This window comes from Streptomyces sp. NPDC054961 (genome assembly GCF_053609145.1).
The window spans coordinates 114,330-129,104 of the sequence record NZ_JBSGWY010000023.1 but is presented as its reverse complement, the minus strand read 5'-3'; the positions used below and the strand labels follow the sequence as shown (position 1 = coordinate 129,104).

General features: G+C 74.1%; 15 protein-coding genes. 7 read left to right on the top strand and 8 right to left on the bottom strand.

Annotated features, from left to right (window positions below):
• Positions 1-131: 131 nt before the first annotated feature.
• Together ACWF9Z_RS21610 and ACWF9Z_RS21605 are read right to left on the bottom strand one after the other, a co-directional pair.
• Complete coding sequence (locus ACWF9Z_RS21610) at positions 132-2,204, bottom strand: serine/threonine-protein kinase (protein ID WP_453604295.1); 2,073 nt, start codon at positions 2,202-2,204, stop codon at positions 132-134.
• A gap of 177 nt (positions 2,205-2,381) precedes the next feature.
• Entirely contained in the window at positions 2,382-3,032 is a 651-nt protein-coding gene (locus ACWF9Z_RS21605; RefSeq protein WP_453604294.1) for a hypothetical protein, read from the bottom strand.
• Positions 3,033-3,244: 212 nt separating this feature from the next.
• Between ACWF9Z_RS21605 and ACWF9Z_RS21600 the strand changes: the two genes are divergently transcribed.
• Together ACWF9Z_RS21600 and ACWF9Z_RS21595 are read left to right on the top strand one after the other, a co-directional pair.
• Positions 3,245-4,591, top strand: a complete 1,347-nt coding sequence (locus ACWF9Z_RS21600) for a cytochrome P450 family protein (protein ID WP_453604292.1) — start codon at positions 3,245-3,247, stop codon at positions 4,589-4,591.
• A gap of 26 nt (positions 4,592-4,617) precedes the next feature.
• Entirely contained in the window at positions 4,618-5,712 is a 1,095-nt protein-coding gene (locus tag ACWF9Z_RS21595) for an amidohydrolase family protein (RefSeq protein WP_453604291.1), read from the top strand.
• Between the two features lie 64 nt (positions 5,713-5,776).
• Here the strand turns inward: ACWF9Z_RS21595 and ACWF9Z_RS21590 are convergent, their stop codons facing one another.
• From ACWF9Z_RS21590 to ACWF9Z_RS21580, 3 genes are all read right to left on the bottom strand, one after another.
• On the bottom strand, positions 5,777-7,279 hold the full coding sequence (locus ACWF9Z_RS21590) for an MFS transporter (RefSeq protein WP_453604289.1): 1,503 nt from the start codon (positions 7,277-7,279) through the stop codon (positions 5,777-5,779).
• 162 nt (positions 7,280-7,441) lie between these two features.
• Entirely contained in the window at positions 7,442-7,702 is a 261-nt protein-coding gene (locus ACWF9Z_RS21585; RefSeq protein ID WP_453604287.1) for a DUF397 domain-containing protein, read from the bottom strand.
• A complete protein-coding gene (locus tag ACWF9Z_RS21580; protein WP_453604286.1) occupies positions 7,662-8,510 on the bottom strand; it encodes a helix-turn-helix domain-containing protein in 849 nt (282 codons plus the stop codon). Before ACWF9Z_RS21580 ends, ACWF9Z_RS21585 begins: the two co-directional genes overlap by 41 nt.
• A gap of 84 nt (positions 8,511-8,594) precedes the next feature.
• Between ACWF9Z_RS21580 and ACWF9Z_RS21575 the strand changes: the two genes are divergently transcribed.
• On the top strand, positions 8,595-9,011 hold the full coding sequence (locus ACWF9Z_RS21575) for an ATP-binding protein (protein ID WP_453604285.1): 417 nt from the start codon (positions 8,595-8,597) through the stop codon (positions 9,009-9,011).
• Positions 9,012-9,052: 41 nt separating this feature from the next.
• On the opposite strand, the gene ACWF9Z_RS21570 is transcribed toward ACWF9Z_RS21575, so the two are convergent.
• Complete coding sequence (locus ACWF9Z_RS21570) at positions 9,053-9,775, bottom strand: CTP synthase C-terminal region-related (seleno)protein (RefSeq protein WP_453604284.1); 723 nt, start codon at positions 9,773-9,775, stop codon at positions 9,053-9,055.
• A 75-nt stretch (positions 9,776-9,850) separates the two neighbouring features.
• Between ACWF9Z_RS21570 and ACWF9Z_RS21565 the strand changes: the two genes are divergently transcribed.
• Complete coding sequence (locus ACWF9Z_RS21565) at positions 9,851-10,753, top strand: LysR family transcriptional regulator (protein WP_453604283.1); 903 nt, start codon at positions 9,851-9,853, stop codon at positions 10,751-10,753.
• Here the strand turns inward: ACWF9Z_RS21565 and ACWF9Z_RS21560 are convergent.
• Complete coding sequence (locus ACWF9Z_RS21560; RefSeq protein ID WP_453604281.1) at positions 10,716-11,111, bottom strand: hypothetical protein; 396 nt, start codon at positions 11,109-11,111, stop codon at positions 10,716-10,718. The two genes, ACWF9Z_RS21565 and ACWF9Z_RS21560, sit on opposite strands and share 38 nt — an antisense overlap.
• Positions 11,112-11,427: 316 nt before the next feature.
• The gene (locus ACWF9Z_RS21555; protein WP_453604280.1) at positions 11,428-11,769 is read right to left on the bottom strand and encodes a DUF5713 family protein; all 342 of its coding nucleotides are present in this window, start codon (positions 11,767-11,769) and stop codon (positions 11,428-11,430) included.
• 192 nt (positions 11,770-11,961) lie between these two features.
• On the opposite strand from ACWF9Z_RS21555, the gene ACWF9Z_RS21550 reads away from it, so the two are divergent.
• The 3 genes from ACWF9Z_RS21550 to ACWF9Z_RS21540 all read left to right on the top strand — a co-directional run bounded on the left by ACWF9Z_RS21550 (position 11,962) and on the right by ACWF9Z_RS21540 (position 14,686).
• Complete coding sequence (locus tag ACWF9Z_RS21550) at positions 11,962-12,603, top strand: class I SAM-dependent methyltransferase (protein WP_453604278.1); 642 nt, start codon at positions 11,962-11,964, stop codon at positions 12,601-12,603.
• Positions 12,604-12,755: 152 nt separating this feature from the next.
• A complete protein-coding gene (locus tag ACWF9Z_RS21545) occupies positions 12,756-13,745 on the top strand; it encodes an N-acetylmuramoyl-L-alanine amidase (protein WP_453604276.1) in 990 nt (329 codons plus the stop codon).
• A gap of 134 nt (positions 13,746-13,879) precedes the next feature.
• Positions 13,880-14,686, top strand: coding sequence for a hypothetical protein (locus ACWF9Z_RS21540; protein WP_453604274.1), 807 nt, complete (start codon positions 13,880-13,882; stop codon positions 14,684-14,686).
• The last annotated feature ends 89 nt before the right edge of the window (positions 14,687-14,775 follow it).

Below are 14,775 nucleotides of genomic sequence, written 5' to 3'. Positions count from 1 at the left end.
ACCGGCTACACGGAGAGCCGACGCCGAGCGGGAAGAGAAAGCGGGGACCCAGTGCATCCAAAACCGTTCGGGATGCGCCCAGTACGCACCAGTGGATCCAAGACTCACTCATGCGCACTGGCTAGGAACGGTCAGGACCGCTGGTAGTAGTACCCGTCGCCGTGCGAGGGCCCCACGTTGTGCTGGAGCCCGACCGGCTCGCTCCGGGTGAAGAACGACGGGTCGAGGACCCCGCAGAACTGGCTGGTGGACTTGCTCTTGTCCACGGCGGCCGCGCCGATGTCGATGCGGGACCCGCCGGAGGCCACCGACGCCACCTTGCCGATGTTCTCGCAGTGACCCATGGGGGAGTCGCTGATGAGCCGGACGGCCCCGGACGGCCCGATGGTCACCGTCACCGGCTGATTGATGTTGAACTGACCCTTGTAGGTCCAGGAGCCGACGAAGTACGAGGGCACCGTGCCGCCCCCGGACGAGCCGCCGCCGCTCGGCGAACCCGAGCCGCCCCCGCCGGCGGCGGCTCCCCCGCCGGCGCCGGCCGCGCCGGCGCCGCCGCCCGGACCGGCACCGGCGGCGGTACCGGTGCCGGAGCTCGTGCCCGTACCCCCGACGGCGGCGCCCCCGCCGCCCTGGGCCGCGCCGTTTCCGCCCGGTGTGCCCGCGCCGCCCCCGGGCGTCCCCGCACCGGCCGCGCCGCCCTGAGCGACACCGCCGCCGGGAACCGCCGCGCCGCCGACCTGGCCGTCCGGTCCGGGGGTGGCGGGGGCCTGCGGGCTCCCGGAGCCCTGCGGGTCCTGGGCCGGTGAGCCGGTCGCCGCGGGAGCGGAGCCGGCCGCGCCGGGCGTCACGGGCCCGGCGCTGACCGAGGGCGACGCCTGCCACCCGTCACCACCGCCCCCGAACGGCTGGATCAGGGCCACCGTGCCGCCGCCGACCGAGAACACGAGGACGGCCGGCACGGCGACGGTCCACCGCCGCCGGCGACCCTCCCGCCGCCCGCTCTCGGCGGTGCCGGCCGGAACCACCGGGCCGACGACCGGGACCACCGGACCCGCGGGCCCGGAGCCCTCCCCCGGCCCGCCCCCGGGCCCGGACCCGGCGGCGGCATCCGGCCGCAGCCCGACCGTGGCCCGGTCGGGGTCCCGGGACGGCTCCGGGCCGCCCGCCGCCTCGGGCGCCGCTGCGGCCGTCGTCCCGGAACCCGTCCCGGAACCCGCCCCGGACGCCACCCCGGGCTCCGCCTCCGCGTCCAGCAGGCGCGCCGCCTGCTGGGCGAGGCGCGCCACCACCTTCGGAGGCAGCCAGGCCCCGCCGACCACCGCCGGACGGACCCGCTCCGGATCCTCCAGCAGCTCCTCCACGCCCGGCCGTTCGTCGATGCCCTTGGTCAGGCAGCGGCCGATGAACGCGCGCAGGGCCCCGTCCCCGACCTTCTCCAGCTCCGGCTCGCCCTCCACGATCTGGAACATCACCGCGTGCTGGTTGTCGGCGCCGTGCCCGAAGGGCAGCTCGCCCGTGGCCGCGTACATCAGGACGCAGCCGAGGGTGAACACGTCGCTCTTCGCCCCCGCGCGCTGCCCGCGCACCTGCTCGGGCGACATGAACCCGGGCGAGCCGACGACCAGTCCGGTGCTGGTGAGCATCGACTCGACGGAGGTCTCCAGGGCGCGCGAGATCCCGAAGTCGATGACGCGGGTGCCCTCGACGGTCAGCATCACGTTCGACGGCTTGAGGTCGCGGTGCACGATCCCGGCCGAGTGGATGTCCTTCAGCGCGCGCAGCAGTCCGTCGCCGAGGGCGTGTACGGATTCCACGGGCAGGGGGCCGTGCCGGCGCACGATCTGTTCCAGCGAGAGGCCGGGGACGTACCCCGTGGCCACCCAGGGCCGGTCGGCGTCCGGATCCGCGTCGAGGACGGGCGCCGTGTACCGCTCGCCCACGCGCCGGGCGGCGTCGATCTCGTGGCGGAAGCGGGCGCGGAACTGCGCGTTCGAGACGTGCTCCTCGTGCACCACCTTCACGGCGACCGTACGCCCGCCCTCGGACCGGGCCAGGAACACCCGCCCCATGCCCCCGGCGCCGAGCCGCCCGAGCAGCAGGTAGGGCCCGATACGGCTCGGGTCCCCGGCCGCGAGCGGCTTGATGCCCCCGTCGACGTAGTCGTCGTCCCGGCCGTCCCGGCCGTCACTGATCGCACTGCTCATGCTGCCCGTCCCCCGGTGATCCCCTGTGGTCGCCCGAACCGGCCCCCGGCCGTTCGAACCCGCCTCAGGGTAAAGGCAGTTGTTTGCAGGATGAAGGCAAGGGTGGCCGGCACGGAGCGCTCCGGGGCGCCGCGGCCCCCGGGCCGCCCGGCGGCGGGGGCGGGGTGGGGCGCCGCGTCACGAGGGCTTCGGGCGGGTGGTTCCGGGCAGGCAGGTGATCGCCGGGTTGTAGGTCTGGAACGCTCCCTTGGGGTTCTCCTTCCAGAGCCACAGGTGCAGGGCGTAGTGGACGGGCTGGCCGGGGAAGTGGCCGGCGTGGGGTCCCGTGAAGGACCGGCCGAACAGCTTCGGGCGGTCCTCGTCCGTCGTCGGGTCCTGGTCGCGGTCGTAGACCACCCACTGGACGCCGGTGAGCCGCTTGCCGCCGCGCCGGTCGTCCTCGTAGAACAGCGCGGCGGGCTTCGCCGGATCGACGGAGTTGTCGTAGGCGTGGCGGAAGTGCGGGTAGCCGAGAGCGCCCGAACCGGCGGGGTCCCGGACGCAGTACTTGTCGGGCACGTAGCCCGCCCTCACGGCGGCGGAGTGCCGCTGGTACGGGGCGGTCGCGCGGTACGCGATCGCGCGCTCGGCGGCGGCCCTGACCGAGCCCGCACCGGAGACGGCCGCCGCGCGGGCGGATCCGCCGTAGACGGGAGCGGGAACATCGGCGGCGGGAACGACGGGGGCGGGAGCGGCGAGGGCGGGAGCGGCGGCGGCGGGAACGGCGGCGACGGCCGCCCAGGCGAGCGTCGCGGCTGCCGCGAGGGTCGGGGCGGAACTGCGGAGCATGCGGACTCCATCCGTGGCGGGCTGGTACCGAGCAGCTTGTCCCCGGGCCACCGGGCCCGCCACGCGGCCGGACCGGACGGCTGACCCCCGACCGGCCCACGGCACCCGGCGGCGGCGCTCTGACTCGAACGAACCAAGGCCCGTTTCGCGACCGATCCCCACGGGGAACCGGTGTGTCCACAGCACACCGATGTTCACGGAGGACGCGGAACATGACTCAGCAGAAACCGGCACCAGACGCGCCACCGAAGGGCGGCGGAGCGCTGCACGGCCTCATCGCGTCCGTGTCCAGCGGTACGCCGCAGTACCGCACGTGCCCCCACTCCGCCTACGCCGCCCTGCGCGAGCAGGCACCGGTGTGCCGGCTGACGCCTCCGCACGGGGTCGACACCTACCTCATCACGCGCTACGACGACGCCCGGGACGCCCTGTCGGACCCGCGCTTCAGCAAGGACATGCGCGGGGCCCTCGACACGTACCACGCGGTGTTCGGCAGCTTCTTCGACGCACTCGACGACAACGTGCTCTTCTCGGACCCGCCGCGCCACACGCGGCTGCGCCGCGCCCTCAGGAGCGCCTTCACCCCCCGCCGGGTGGAGGAGATGCGGCCGAGGATCACGGAGATCACCGAGGGACTCCTCCGGCAGTGCCGCGCGAGCGGAACGGTCGACCTGATGACCTCCTTCGCGTTCCCGCTGCCCATCGCCGTCCTGTGCGAGCTGATGGGGATCGAGGAGAACGACCGCCCCGAGCTCCTGGAGCAGTTCGGGGTGGTGACGCGGTCCCGGTTCAACCCGAAGATGCGGGCGGAACTGAAGACGGCCGAGGAATGGCTGCAGAAGCGGCTGGGCCGGCTCGTCGCGCACACGCGCGCCAACCCCTCGGACAGCTTCCTCAGCGACCTCATCACGGCGGAGGACAGCCTCGACGACGCGGATCTCGTCTCGTCGCTGTGGGTCCTGTTCTTCGCCGGCCACAAGACCACCGCGTACCAGATCGGGAACTCCGTCCTCGACCTCCTCCTCCATCCCGAGCAGATGGAGAAGCTGCGCCGGGACCCCCGGCTGATCCCGGGCGCGGTCGAGGAACTCGTACGGTTCGAGGGCTCGGTGGAGACCTCCACGTTCCGGTACGCGACCGAGGACGCCGAGATCCGGGGGACCGTGATCCCCAAGGACTCCCTCGTCCAGATCGCCATCACCTCGGCCAACCGCGACCCCGAGAAGTTCGACTCCCCGGACGTCCTGGACGTGACCCGCACGGGCATCCAGGGGACGCACCTGGGATTCGGGCACGGCACGCACTACTGCCTGGGAGCGCCCCTGGCACGGCTCGAACTCGAGATCGCGCTCGGCTGCCTGCTCCGCGAGTTCCCGGAGATGGAGCTGGTGGACGAGGAGGAGAGCAGGGGGGCGTGGCTCAAGGGCCCGGTGCCGGCGTTCCGCGGTCTGGAGCGCCTCGACCTGGTCCTGGAGCCGCAGCCGCGGGCCGGGGGGCGGCCGGCACGGCCGCCCGCGGCCCACCAGGCCCCGGTGACCTCCGCGGCCCCAGCGCATTGACCCGACGACCGACGGACGGTGGACGCATGCAGGACTCCGGGAGTACGTCAGGCCTGGCCCTCGGCGAGGCCCTCACGGAGGAGCCACGGATCTCCGCCGGGGGCGTCACCGAGGACGTGCGGGCGGCGGGGAACGCCGCCCCGCCGGGTCCGGACCGGGCCCTCGGGGTCCAGCCGAAGATCGACGTGCACCATCACTACTGCGCGCCGGAGTGGCGCGAATGGGCCGAACGCCACGGGCTGATCGACCCGGCCGCCCTCCCCCGGTGGGCGCACCTCGGCGCCGAGGACGCGGTCCGCTTCATGGACCGGGCGGGGATCACGACGGCGGTGCTCAAGCCCATGCTGCCGGCCCGCTACCGCTCGTCGGCGCAGCTGCGCGAGGCCACGTCCATCACGCTGCGCTCCATGATGGACGTGGCCGGCTCGCACCCCGGCAGGTTCTCCTACTACGTTCCTCTGTTCCTGGACGATTACGAGGCCTCGTCCTGGGCCGTGCGCCGAGGTCTCGGACAACTGGGCGCCGTCGGCGTGAACGTCACCGCCAACTACGGGGGCGTCTACCTCGGAGATCCCGCCTACGACCGCATCTTCGCCGAGCTGAACGAGCTCTCCGCCGTGGTGGACACCCACCCGCACCACCTGCCGGGCGGCCGGCCCGGGGCGATGACGGTCCCGGGCATCCCGAACTTCCTGTGCGACTTCCTGCTGGACACCACGCGGGCCGCGGTGAACATGATCAGCCACAGGACGCTGGACCGCTTCCCCGACCTCTCCGTCATCCTGCCCCACGCGGGCGGATTCCTGCCGTACATCGCCCACCGCGTGCAGGCCCTCGGACGGTTCTGCGACCCGCCGGTCGACCCCGGCGCCGTCCGCGACCACGTGGCGCGGTTCTACTACGACACGGCCGGGCCGATGGCACCGGCCGCGACGCTCCTCGCCCATGTCCCCGCCGACCGGATCCTCTTCGGCACCGACTGGCCGGCCGCGCCGCCGGACACGGTGACGGACCTGGCGCTCCCCGCGCTCGAGGCCGACCCGGCCTTCACCCCCGAGCAGTTGCGCGGGATCTACCGCGAGAACGCCCTGCGGCTGATCCCGCAGCTGGCCACGGTCTGAGCGGTCCGAACGGTCCGAACGGATGCGTCCCCCGTCCCCGGCAGGGGGCGGGGGACGCATCCGTTCACTGCTTCTCGACGGCGGCGGGGGCGGCCGCGGGGGCTCCGCCGGGCCCCGGCGCGGTGGGGCCGCCGGGGAGGAAGAGGGAGGCCAGCGCCGCGCCGGCGGTGAAGAGGGCGGCGCAGAGGAAGGCGTTCGCGTACCCGGCGGTGAGGGCCTGGGCGGCGGGCCCGGCGTGCGCGCGGGTGGTGTGCGAGGCGACGGTGGCGAGGATCGCCACGCCGAGTGCGCCGCCGACCTGGCGGGAGGTGTTGACCAGCCCGGAGACCAGGCCCGTCTCGCGCGGGGCGATGCCGGCGGTGGCCGCGGCCGTGACGGGCAGCATGGCCAGCCCCAGGCCGAAGGTGCAGAGCACGAAGGGCGCCGCCACGTCGGTGGTGAACGCCCCGCCCACGGTGACGCGCGACAGCCACAGGAACCCGAGGGTGCCGACGCCCATGCCCGCGACCAGGAGGGGGCGCGGCCCCGTGCGGTGGATGAGCCGGGTGGAGAGCCGTGTTCCGAGGATGATCGCGAGGCAGCCCGGCAGGAACCACAGGCCGGTCTTCAGGGCGCTGTAGCCGAGGACCTGCTGGAGGTAGAGGGAGAGCAGGAACCACATCGCGAACATCGAGGACCCCAGGCCGGCCATGACCAGGTTGGCGAGGGCCAGGCTGCGGCGGCGCAGCAGCGGGAGGGGGACCAGCGGGGCGGCGACCTTCGACTCGATGACCACGAAGGCCGCCAGCAGCAGGACGCCCGCGCCGAGGGCGGCCGCGACGTGGGGGGAGGTCCAGGAGGCCGTCTCGGTGGAGATGATCCCGTAGACGAGGGCGGTCAGACCGGTCGTCACGGCGAGCGCGCCGGGCAGGTCCAGGCGGGGCGGCGCGCCCTGACCGGCGCGGGGGCCGGGCGGGCGGCCGCCGGGCACGTGCAGGAGGGCGGCGGCGAAGAGCGCCACGCCGAGGGGCACGTTGACGAAGAACACCCAGCGCCAGCCGGCGTACGCCGTCAGGAGACCGCCGATCACCGCGCCGGCCGCGCCCGCCCCGGCGATGACCGAGCCCCAGGCGCCCATCGCGCGCGTGCGGGCGCGCGGCTCGGTGAAGGTGGTCATGATCAGCGTGAGGGTGGCGGGGGCGAGGATCGCGCCACCGATCCCCTGGACGGCCCGGGCCGCGATCAGCGTCGCGCCCCCGCCGGCGAGTCCGCAGGCGAGCGAGGCGGCCGTGAAGGTGGCGAGGCCCGCCAGGAAGGTGCGGCGGGCGCCGACCAGGTCGGCGGCCCGGCCGCCCAGGAGCAGCAGGCCGGCGAAGCCGAGGGTGTAGGCGTTGACGATCCACTGCTGCCCGGCCGGACTCAGGCCCAGGGAGGCCTTCATGTCGGGGAGGGCCACGTTCACGATCGAGACGTCCAGGACGGTCATGAACTGGGCCGTGCAGGCGATCACCAGGATCATCGCGTTCCACGCGGGGCGGCGCGTGGACGGTCCGTCTTCTGTGCGGAGTGCGGGCGGAGTGCTGGCCATGGGCGTCCTCACGGGCCTTGCGGGCTCACGGGCCCTACGGTTTCGGGTCCTATGACGAACGACATCACCCGAAACCGGCAAACCACCCTGAAAGCCCGACGCCGCCCCACCAGGTCACCCCCACGGGCGTGCGGCATCCGCACGCGCGGACCCCTCGGGACGTCAGAGCGCGCGCACGAAGACCGCGAAGGCGTCGGGGGCGACGGTGAAGGCCGGGCCGTCCGGGTTCTTGGAGTCCCGGACGGCGACGCGGCAGGGCTGGGTCGCGACCTCGACGCACTCGCCGCCGGTGTCCCCGCTGTACGAGGCCTTGCGCCAGGCGGCGGGGCCTAGGGGGGCGCACTCGACGCACTCGCCGCCGGTAGTTCCGCTGTACGAGGACTTACGCCACCGCACGCCCGTCAGGTTCTGGATGGTGTCCATAGCGTTCCTCCATTACACGGGCGATCCGCGCCGCCGAGTCCTCCACCGAGAGGGCGGCGGCCTGGAGGTGATCGTAACGGAGCGAACCCTCCCTGAGCGTCTGCGGATTGGCCGTCATGTGCCCCTGCACGAAGTCCTCGGTGTAGACGAGGTCTGGGTCCTCGTCGAACCGCAAGAGCGTGAACGAGCCGTCGAGCCCCACATGGGCCCCCGCCTCGAAGGGCAAGATCTGGATCTTCACCCACTCCCGCTGTTGCACAGCCAAGAGATGGGCGAGTTGGTTGCGCATGACCTCCCCACCTCCGATCTCCTGGTGAAGCGCGGCCTCGCTCAGCACCACCCACATCAGCGGCGGTTCGCCGCGTTCCAGGATCCGCTGCCGCTCTATACGGGCGGCCACCTGCCCATCGAGCCCCGCATCGCCCCGCACTCCGAGGATCGCCCGCGCATACTCCTCCGTCTGCAGCAGCCCATAGATCAGCTGCGCCTGGAAGGTGGAGATGTACGCAGCCCTTGCCTCCATCTCCGCGTACGCCTGGAACCACGTGGGCAGCTGGCTCCGCAGCACCAACCCCACCAGCCGGGAGAACACCCCGCCCGTCCCCAGCGCCGCGTCGACCCGCTCCGAGAAGTCCCGGGTCGGCACCTTCCTCGCCGTCTCGATCTGCCCGATCAGCGAGGCCGCGCAGAAGACGATGCTGCCCAGCTGGCCCTGTTTGAGCTGCGCCTCCTCCCGCAGGCGGCGCAGTTCCGAGCCGTAGTAGTCCAGCGGCGAGGCGCTGGGATCGAGATCGCGGATGTTGACCATGGAGCGGTCACCCCCAAGTGCACACCGTGCTGCGTTCGTTTCGGTCCATAGCCGAGCGTAACCATCCCGCTCCAGCCTGGTGACATGAATCTCGCAACTGAGCTCCCCACGGACGGCGTTGACGTCAGCTACCGCATGGGCTTCACCGTCGGTGACCACTCCGCCCGGCACATGCGCCGCATCCTGCGGCTGTTCCTGGCCCGCTGGGAGCTGGACGCGCTCGCGGACGCCGCCGAGCTCGCGCTGACCGAGCTGGTGGTCAACGTCGTACGCCACGTACCCGATCGCGGCTGCGTGGTGCTGATCCTGCGGCAGCCGCAGGGGCTGCGCGTCGAGGTGGCGGACGGCTGTCCCGCGCCACCACGGGTGGCGGCGCGGGACGGCGACGGGCTCCCGGAGGGCGGGCGCGGCCTGCTCCTGGTCGAGGCGGTCACCGACCGCTGGGGTACGGATCCCGATCCCACCGGGAAGACGGTGTGGTTCGAATGCGACGTGAGGTGACCGGCATGCCCTGACCCGTCGACGGCGGGCCTTCGGCTGGCTCAGCGGGCGCGGGCGTGCTCCACGGCGGCCGAGGCCAGGCCGGCGATCAGCGGGTGGGCGCGGGTGCCGTCGCCGTCGAGCTCGGGCTGGAAGAGGGTGGCCAGGAAGAAGGGGTGGGCGGCCAGTTCGGCGATGCGGATGTCGCCGGACTCGTCGGCGCCGGTGAAGGTCAGGCCGTGGGCCCGCAGGAGGTCCAGGTGGTGGGGGTTGGGGCCGTAGGCGCAGTGGTAGCGCGCCTCCGTCCGGTCGGTGCCCAGCAGTTGGGCGGCCCGGGAGCCGGGGGTGACCCGTACGGTGCCCTCGTGGCCGACCAGCGAGCAGGCCAGCGGGACGATCACGGCGTCCGCGCCGGCGGCGGCCGGGTCGTTCTCGGCGTGAGCGGCGCGGTCCTGGCCGCAGACGTTGCGGGCGAACTCCAGCAGGGCGTGCTGGAAGCCGCCGCAGGTGCCCAGGAAGGGGATCGCGCCCTCGCGGGCGTCCCGGATCGCCGTGAGGACTCCGGCCTCGCTGCGGTAGGGGCTGCCGGGCAGCACCCAGACGGCGTCGAAGCCGTCCATGCCCGCGCCGGCTTCCTCCGTGGGGATCCAGTAGGCGTCCAGGTCCAGCCCCTCGCGCAGGCGCAGCGCCTCCAGCAGGCCGGGGATCCGGGCGTGGGAGCGGACGGCGTCGGAGCGGTCGCCGATCAGGGCGATGCGGGCGGTGGGGTGCGTGCTGTTGCTCATGGGTCCATCCTGCGGACGGCCGGGCATCAGGTCCAACGATGATTCCCGGTGCGCGCATTAGCGATACTGATGCCCATGGATCCGCATCTCCTCCGCACCTTCGTCGCGGTCCTCGGCCACCGCTCCTTCTCCGTCGCCGCCTCGGCCCTCGGCTACACCCAGTCCGCCGTCTCCCAGCACATCGCGGCGCTCGAAGCCGATCTGGGAACCCGGCTCGTCGAGCGCCGTCCCGTAGCCGCCACGGCGGCCGGCGCCCGGCTGATGGAGCACGCGCCCGCGCTGCTGCTCCGCCTGGACGCCGCCCGCGCCGACCTCGCCCGCCTGCACCGGCCGCCCACGGACGGGCTGACCCTCGTCTGCTCCCCCGCCGCGTTCGGCGCGTCCGTCGCGCAGGCCCTCGCCCGGCTGCGGACGGCCGGCCGCGTGGACGTCGACGTACGCGTACGGGAGCGCGAGGCGGTCATCGAGGACGTGCTCACGGCCCGCGCCGACCTCGGGCTCGTCGACGGCGTGGCCGCGCCCAGCGACCCCCTGCCGCTGCCGGACCTCGGGCCCACCGTCACCCTCGCCGCCGCTGAAGAGCCGTTGGCGGTGCTCTTCCCCGGCGGCCACCCCCTGGCGGGCCGCGACGCGGTGCGGCTGGCCGACCTGGCGCAGGCCCAGTGGATCGACGCCCCGGACACGGCCGTCCCCCTCGACCGGCTGCGCGCCGTCTGCGGCGGCGGATTCCTCCCCCGGATCCGCCACCTCGGCACCGACGTGCACGGCCTCGCCGCCCTCGCCGCGGCCGGTCACGGGCTCGCCGCGCTCCCCCGGTCGCTGGCCGCTTCCCTGCCCGGCGTCACGGCGGTCCCGGTCCGGGCCCCGCGCCTGGTCCACCGCACCGAACTGCTCCACCCGGCCGGCCCCACCGCCCCGGCCCGCCGCCTGATCGGCCTCCTCACCGGCCGCGCCGGGAACGACGAAGGCGCGCGCTGAGCCGGTCCCCCACGGCAGTGCCCGCCCCGGGCTGGGATCGCCCGGGGCGGGCACCGTGGAACTCGCGCGCCTCGGGGACGGGTTGGCGGGGCACCGGCTGGTAGACGAACCCCTTGGCGCGCATGCAGTCGCGGAGCAGGAGCTCCCTGGCGGTGTGCAGCAGGTCCAGTTCTGCCGGGACCGGCTCCCGCAGGGGTTCCGACGCCGGTTCCCCGGACGCGGCCGGGGCGCCGGCACGCTCCGGAAGGGGCGCTCCCCCGGCGGCGAACGGGATGCCGAGGACCACGACGAGCGTCCCGCCGGTGAAGGCGGCCGCCGCCGCGGCGATCGCCACCTTGTGCCGTTTCCTCACGTGCATGGCCCTCACTCCTCGCTCCCCGCTCCCCGCACCGCGCTCCCGTCTCCGGGGCGGTGCGTTCAGGACGACCGGGCCCCGCGCCGTGGACGGGACCGGGTGAAACGCGTTCTCCCACCCGGCCGCCGACGCCCTGTGCGGGCGGCGGCTCCGGTGGGCGGACAACGGGGTTGTCCGCGGACAACGGGGGGCGTCCGGAGTGAGCGCGGACGGGGTGGAGGGGAAGCGGGGCGTGCGGGGCGAGTGCGGCGACGACTCCTGTGCGCGGGCGACGACGCCTACGCGCGGGCGGCGGCCCTGACCCGGGGGACCCGGGCCGTCACCACTCCCGGGGGGCGATCAGCTTCTCCACGTCCGCGTCCGCGAACCCGTACGCCGAGGCCACGAACCAGAAGTCCTCGGCTATCTCCTCGCGCGCGACGGTCTCGATCCCGCTCCCCGCCGCCTCGAACTCCGCCTCCAGCAGGTTGAATTCCACCGTCGCCGCCGCCGTCAGCACGTACAGCGCGGCCAGGTCAGCCGGCCGCTCCGCCTCGATCCGCTCGCAGAGCCGCAGCAGGATCTCCCGGCCCTTGTCGAGGACGGCGTCGGGAAAGTAGGCGTCGCGGTAGAGCAACCTGAGGAATTCCCGCCCCGCCACCCGCTCGTTCGTGACCGCCATGGTGATCCCTCGTTCCCTTCGAAGACCTGACCCCACGATCGTGCCCGCCGCCACTGACAACGCCCCCGGAGTCGGGCTCCGGTGTGCGGCACCCGACCCCGGGCATGGCGTCCTACCAGCGGGTAAGGCACGATGGGCCGCCGACCCGCCGCGCCGCCGAGCGCGACGGACCCCACCCGCAGGAGGAACACCATGGCCAGCCCCAAGCCGGAGACCCTCGCCGCCTTCGAGGCCGCCAAGGGGTTCATGCCCGTACGGGAGGGGCTCGCCCTGTACGAGGCGGCCACCGCCGCGGCCTCGCTCGGGCTGCCGCTCCTGGAGGTCGGGACCTACTGCGGCCGCTCCACCATCCTGCTCGCCGACGCCGCCCGCGAGGCCGGGGTCAGCGCCATCACCGTCGACCACCACCGGGGCAGCGAGGAGCAGCAGCCCGGCTGGGAGTACCACGACCCGACGGTCGTGGACCCGGAGATCGGCCTGATGGACACCCTGCCCACCTTCCGCCGGACCCTGCACAAGGCCGGCCTGGAGGACCACGTCATCGCGGTCGTCGGCCGCTCCCCGCAGGTCGCCGCCGCCTGGGGCGGTCCGCTCGGCCTGGTCTTCATCGACGGCGGGCACACCGACGAGCACGCGACGGGCGACTACGAGGGCTGGGCCCCCCACGTGGCCGCGGGCGGCACGCTGGTGATCCACGACGTGTTCCCCGACCCGGCCGACGGCGGCCAGGCCCCGTACCGGATCTACCGGCGCGCCCTGGCCTCCGGCGCGTTCGAGGAGGTCTCCGTGACCGACTCCCTGCGCGTCCTGCGCCGCACCGGCGCGGGCATCTGACCCGGGCCGCCCGACGGGGCCCGCGGCCGCGCACGCGCCCGGACCCCGGCCCGGCGCACGCCTCCGGACCCCGGTCCGGCATATAAGCGCACCGCGCCCCCGAATGGCGCAGGGTCCGTACGTACGACCGACCCCCGGTCTAGCATCGCCGGGTGCGCTACGACGACAGCTCCCCGCCCCCCGAGTCCGCCTCCTCGGTCAGCCCGGACCGGCCCTGGTACGCCCGCCGCTCCACCCTGGCCGTCGCGGTCGCCGCGCTCGCCCCGGCCGCTCTGGCGGCGTGGGTGCTGACCGAGGTCCTCGGCGGCTCCGGCCCCGACGACTCGCGGCCGCCCCGGATCGTGATGCCGCTCGCGGCCTCGAAGGCGGCCGGGGCCGCCGCGACGGGCTCGGCCCCGAGCGCGGCCGCCGACGCCCCGGCCGCCCCCTCGGCGAGCTCCTCCGGGCCCGCGGCCGCGGGCCGGCCCCTGGCGGGCCGCGTGGTGGTCGTCGACCCGGGCCACAACACCGGCAACTTCAAGCACACCACCGAGATCGGCCGCGAGGTGGACATCGGCACCAACCTCAAGGAGTGCGACACCACCGGCACGACCACCAACGCCGGTTACATGGAAGCCTCGTTCAGCATGGACGTCTCCCGACGCCTGCGCACCCTCCTGGAGGCCAAGGGCCTCAAGGTGGTCCTCACCCACGAGGCGGGCCCCGAGCGCCCCTTCGGCCCGTGCATCGACGAGCGCGCCCGGATCGGCAACGAGGCCCGCGCCGATGCCGTCGTCTCCGTCCACGCGGACGGCGTCTCGGCGGGCAGCCGCGGCTACCACGTGATCCTCCCGGCCAAGGTCAAGGGCGGCGGCGCGGACACCGCGCCGATCACGGAGTCCTCCCGGCAGCTCGGCGAGCGGATCGCCGGGAACTTCGCCCGGACCACCGGCTCCGCCCCCGCCAACTACCTTGGCGGCGGTACCGGATTGGTCACGCGGGACGACCTGGGCGGACTGAACCTCTCGACCCGGCCTAAGGTGTTCATCGAATGCGGCAACATGCGTGATGCCAAGGACGCGGCGCTGCTGTCGAGTCCGGAATGGCGGCAGAAGGCGGCCCAGGGCATCGCCGACGGCATCGTGGGCTTCCTCGGCGGGTAGTCCCCTCGGGACGGCCCGCCGCCCCGATCCCTCCGGTCGCGGTAGACGTCCGTACCATGGTGCCGCCCGCCACTCCGTCATGGCGTGCGACCACGGCACCACGAGACGACGAGACCGAGAAGGACACCTAAGACGTGAACATCCGCTCCCTCACTCGAGGCGACGGCGTGGTGATCGGAGCAGCGGTACTGCTGTTCATCGCCTCGTTCCTCGATTTCTACTCCAGCTCCCGCCTCGACATGCCGAGCGCGTGGGACACCGACTTCAGCGGGCTCGCCCTGCCCACGGTGTTCCTGGTCGGCTTCATCGCCGCCGGTCTGCTGCTTTCCGCCCGCTTCCAGCCGGAGTCCCGCAAGGTCGCGGGCCTGCCCCTGCAGGCCTGGGGCACCGTGCTGTCCGTCTCCGCCCTCTGGGCCTCGCTGTGGGTGCTGATCACCTGCCCGAGCCAGCTCGACCTGGGCGCGGGCTCCGTCCTCTCCTTCCTCGCCACCCTGGCGCTGGCGGGCGTGACCCTGTTCGGCGCGAAGGTTCCCGCGCTCGCGGGACAGCTGGTCGCCGACCCGAAGCCCGCCGCGGCCGTCCCGCCGTACGGCGGCCAGCCGCAGCCGGGCGCCGGATACGGGTACCCGGGCTACGGGAACACCCCGCAGCCCGTCCCGCCCTACGGCGGCGCCCCCGAGCCGGCGGCGACCCCGGCCCCCGCGCACCAGGACAACGGAGCCGCGCAGACCCCGCCGGCCGACTTCACCCCGTTCTGGTTCGCCGTCCCGGTGGCCCGTCCGCTCTACGCGGAGGACGGCAGCCCCACCCCGATCGCGGAACTCGCGCCGGGCACCTGGTACCTGGCGGTGGAGCAGCACGGTGCGGCCACCCTGGTCGCCCAGACCCAGGACGGCCGCCGGGGCGTCCTGAACGACACCTCGGGCATCCAGCGCGGCTGACCCGCGCGCCCGTACGCGGCGAAGCACGTCACAGCGGCCCCCCGCCCTTCCGGGCGGGGGGCCGTTGGCCTACAGTCACCTGACGCATC

Excerpts from the sequence above, each read along its gene's own strand:
- ACWF9Z_RS21610 (WP_453604295.1), bottom strand. The coding sequence starts at position 2,204 with ATGAGCAGTGCGATCAGTGACGGCCGGGACGGCCGGGACGACGACTAC.
- ACWF9Z_RS21605 (WP_453604294.1), bottom strand. The coding sequence starts at position 3,032 with ATGCTCCGCAGTTCCGCCCCGACCCTCGCGGCAGCCGCGACGCTCGCC.
- ACWF9Z_RS21600 (WP_453604292.1), top strand. The coding sequence starts at position 3,245 with ATGACTCAGCAGAAACCGGCACCAGACGCGCCACCGAAGGGCGGCGGA.
- ACWF9Z_RS21595 (WP_453604291.1), top strand. The coding sequence starts at position 4,618 with ATGCAGGACTCCGGGAGTACGTCAGGCCTGGCCCTCGGCGAGGCCCTC.
- ACWF9Z_RS21590 (WP_453604289.1), bottom strand. The coding sequence starts at position 7,279 with ATGGCCAGCACTCCGCCCGCACTCCGCACAGAAGACGGACCGTCCACG.
- ACWF9Z_RS21585 (WP_453604287.1), bottom strand. The coding sequence starts at position 7,702 with ATGGACACCATCCAGAACCTGACGGGCGTGCGGTGGCGTAAGTCCTCG.
- ACWF9Z_RS21580 (WP_453604286.1), bottom strand. The coding sequence starts at position 8,510 with ATGGTCAACATCCGCGATCTCGATCCCAGCGCCTCGCCGCTGGACTAC.
- ACWF9Z_RS21575 (WP_453604285.1), top strand. The coding sequence starts at position 8,595 with ATGAATCTCGCAACTGAGCTCCCCACGGACGGCGTTGACGTCAGCTAC.
- ACWF9Z_RS21570 (WP_453604284.1), bottom strand. The coding sequence starts at position 9,775 with ATGAGCAACAGCACGCACCCCACCGCCCGCATCGCCCTGATCGGCGAC.
- ACWF9Z_RS21565 (WP_453604283.1), top strand. The coding sequence starts at position 9,851 with ATGGATCCGCATCTCCTCCGCACCTTCGTCGCGGTCCTCGGCCACCGC.
- ACWF9Z_RS21560 (WP_453604281.1), bottom strand. The coding sequence starts at position 11,111 with ATGCACGTGAGGAAACGGCACAAGGTGGCGATCGCCGCGGCGGCGGCC.
- ACWF9Z_RS21555 (WP_453604280.1), bottom strand. The coding sequence starts at position 11,769 with ATGGCGGTCACGAACGAGCGGGTGGCGGGGCGGGAATTCCTCAGGTTG.
- ACWF9Z_RS21550 (WP_453604278.1), top strand. The coding sequence starts at position 11,962 with ATGGCCAGCCCCAAGCCGGAGACCCTCGCCGCCTTCGAGGCCGCCAAG.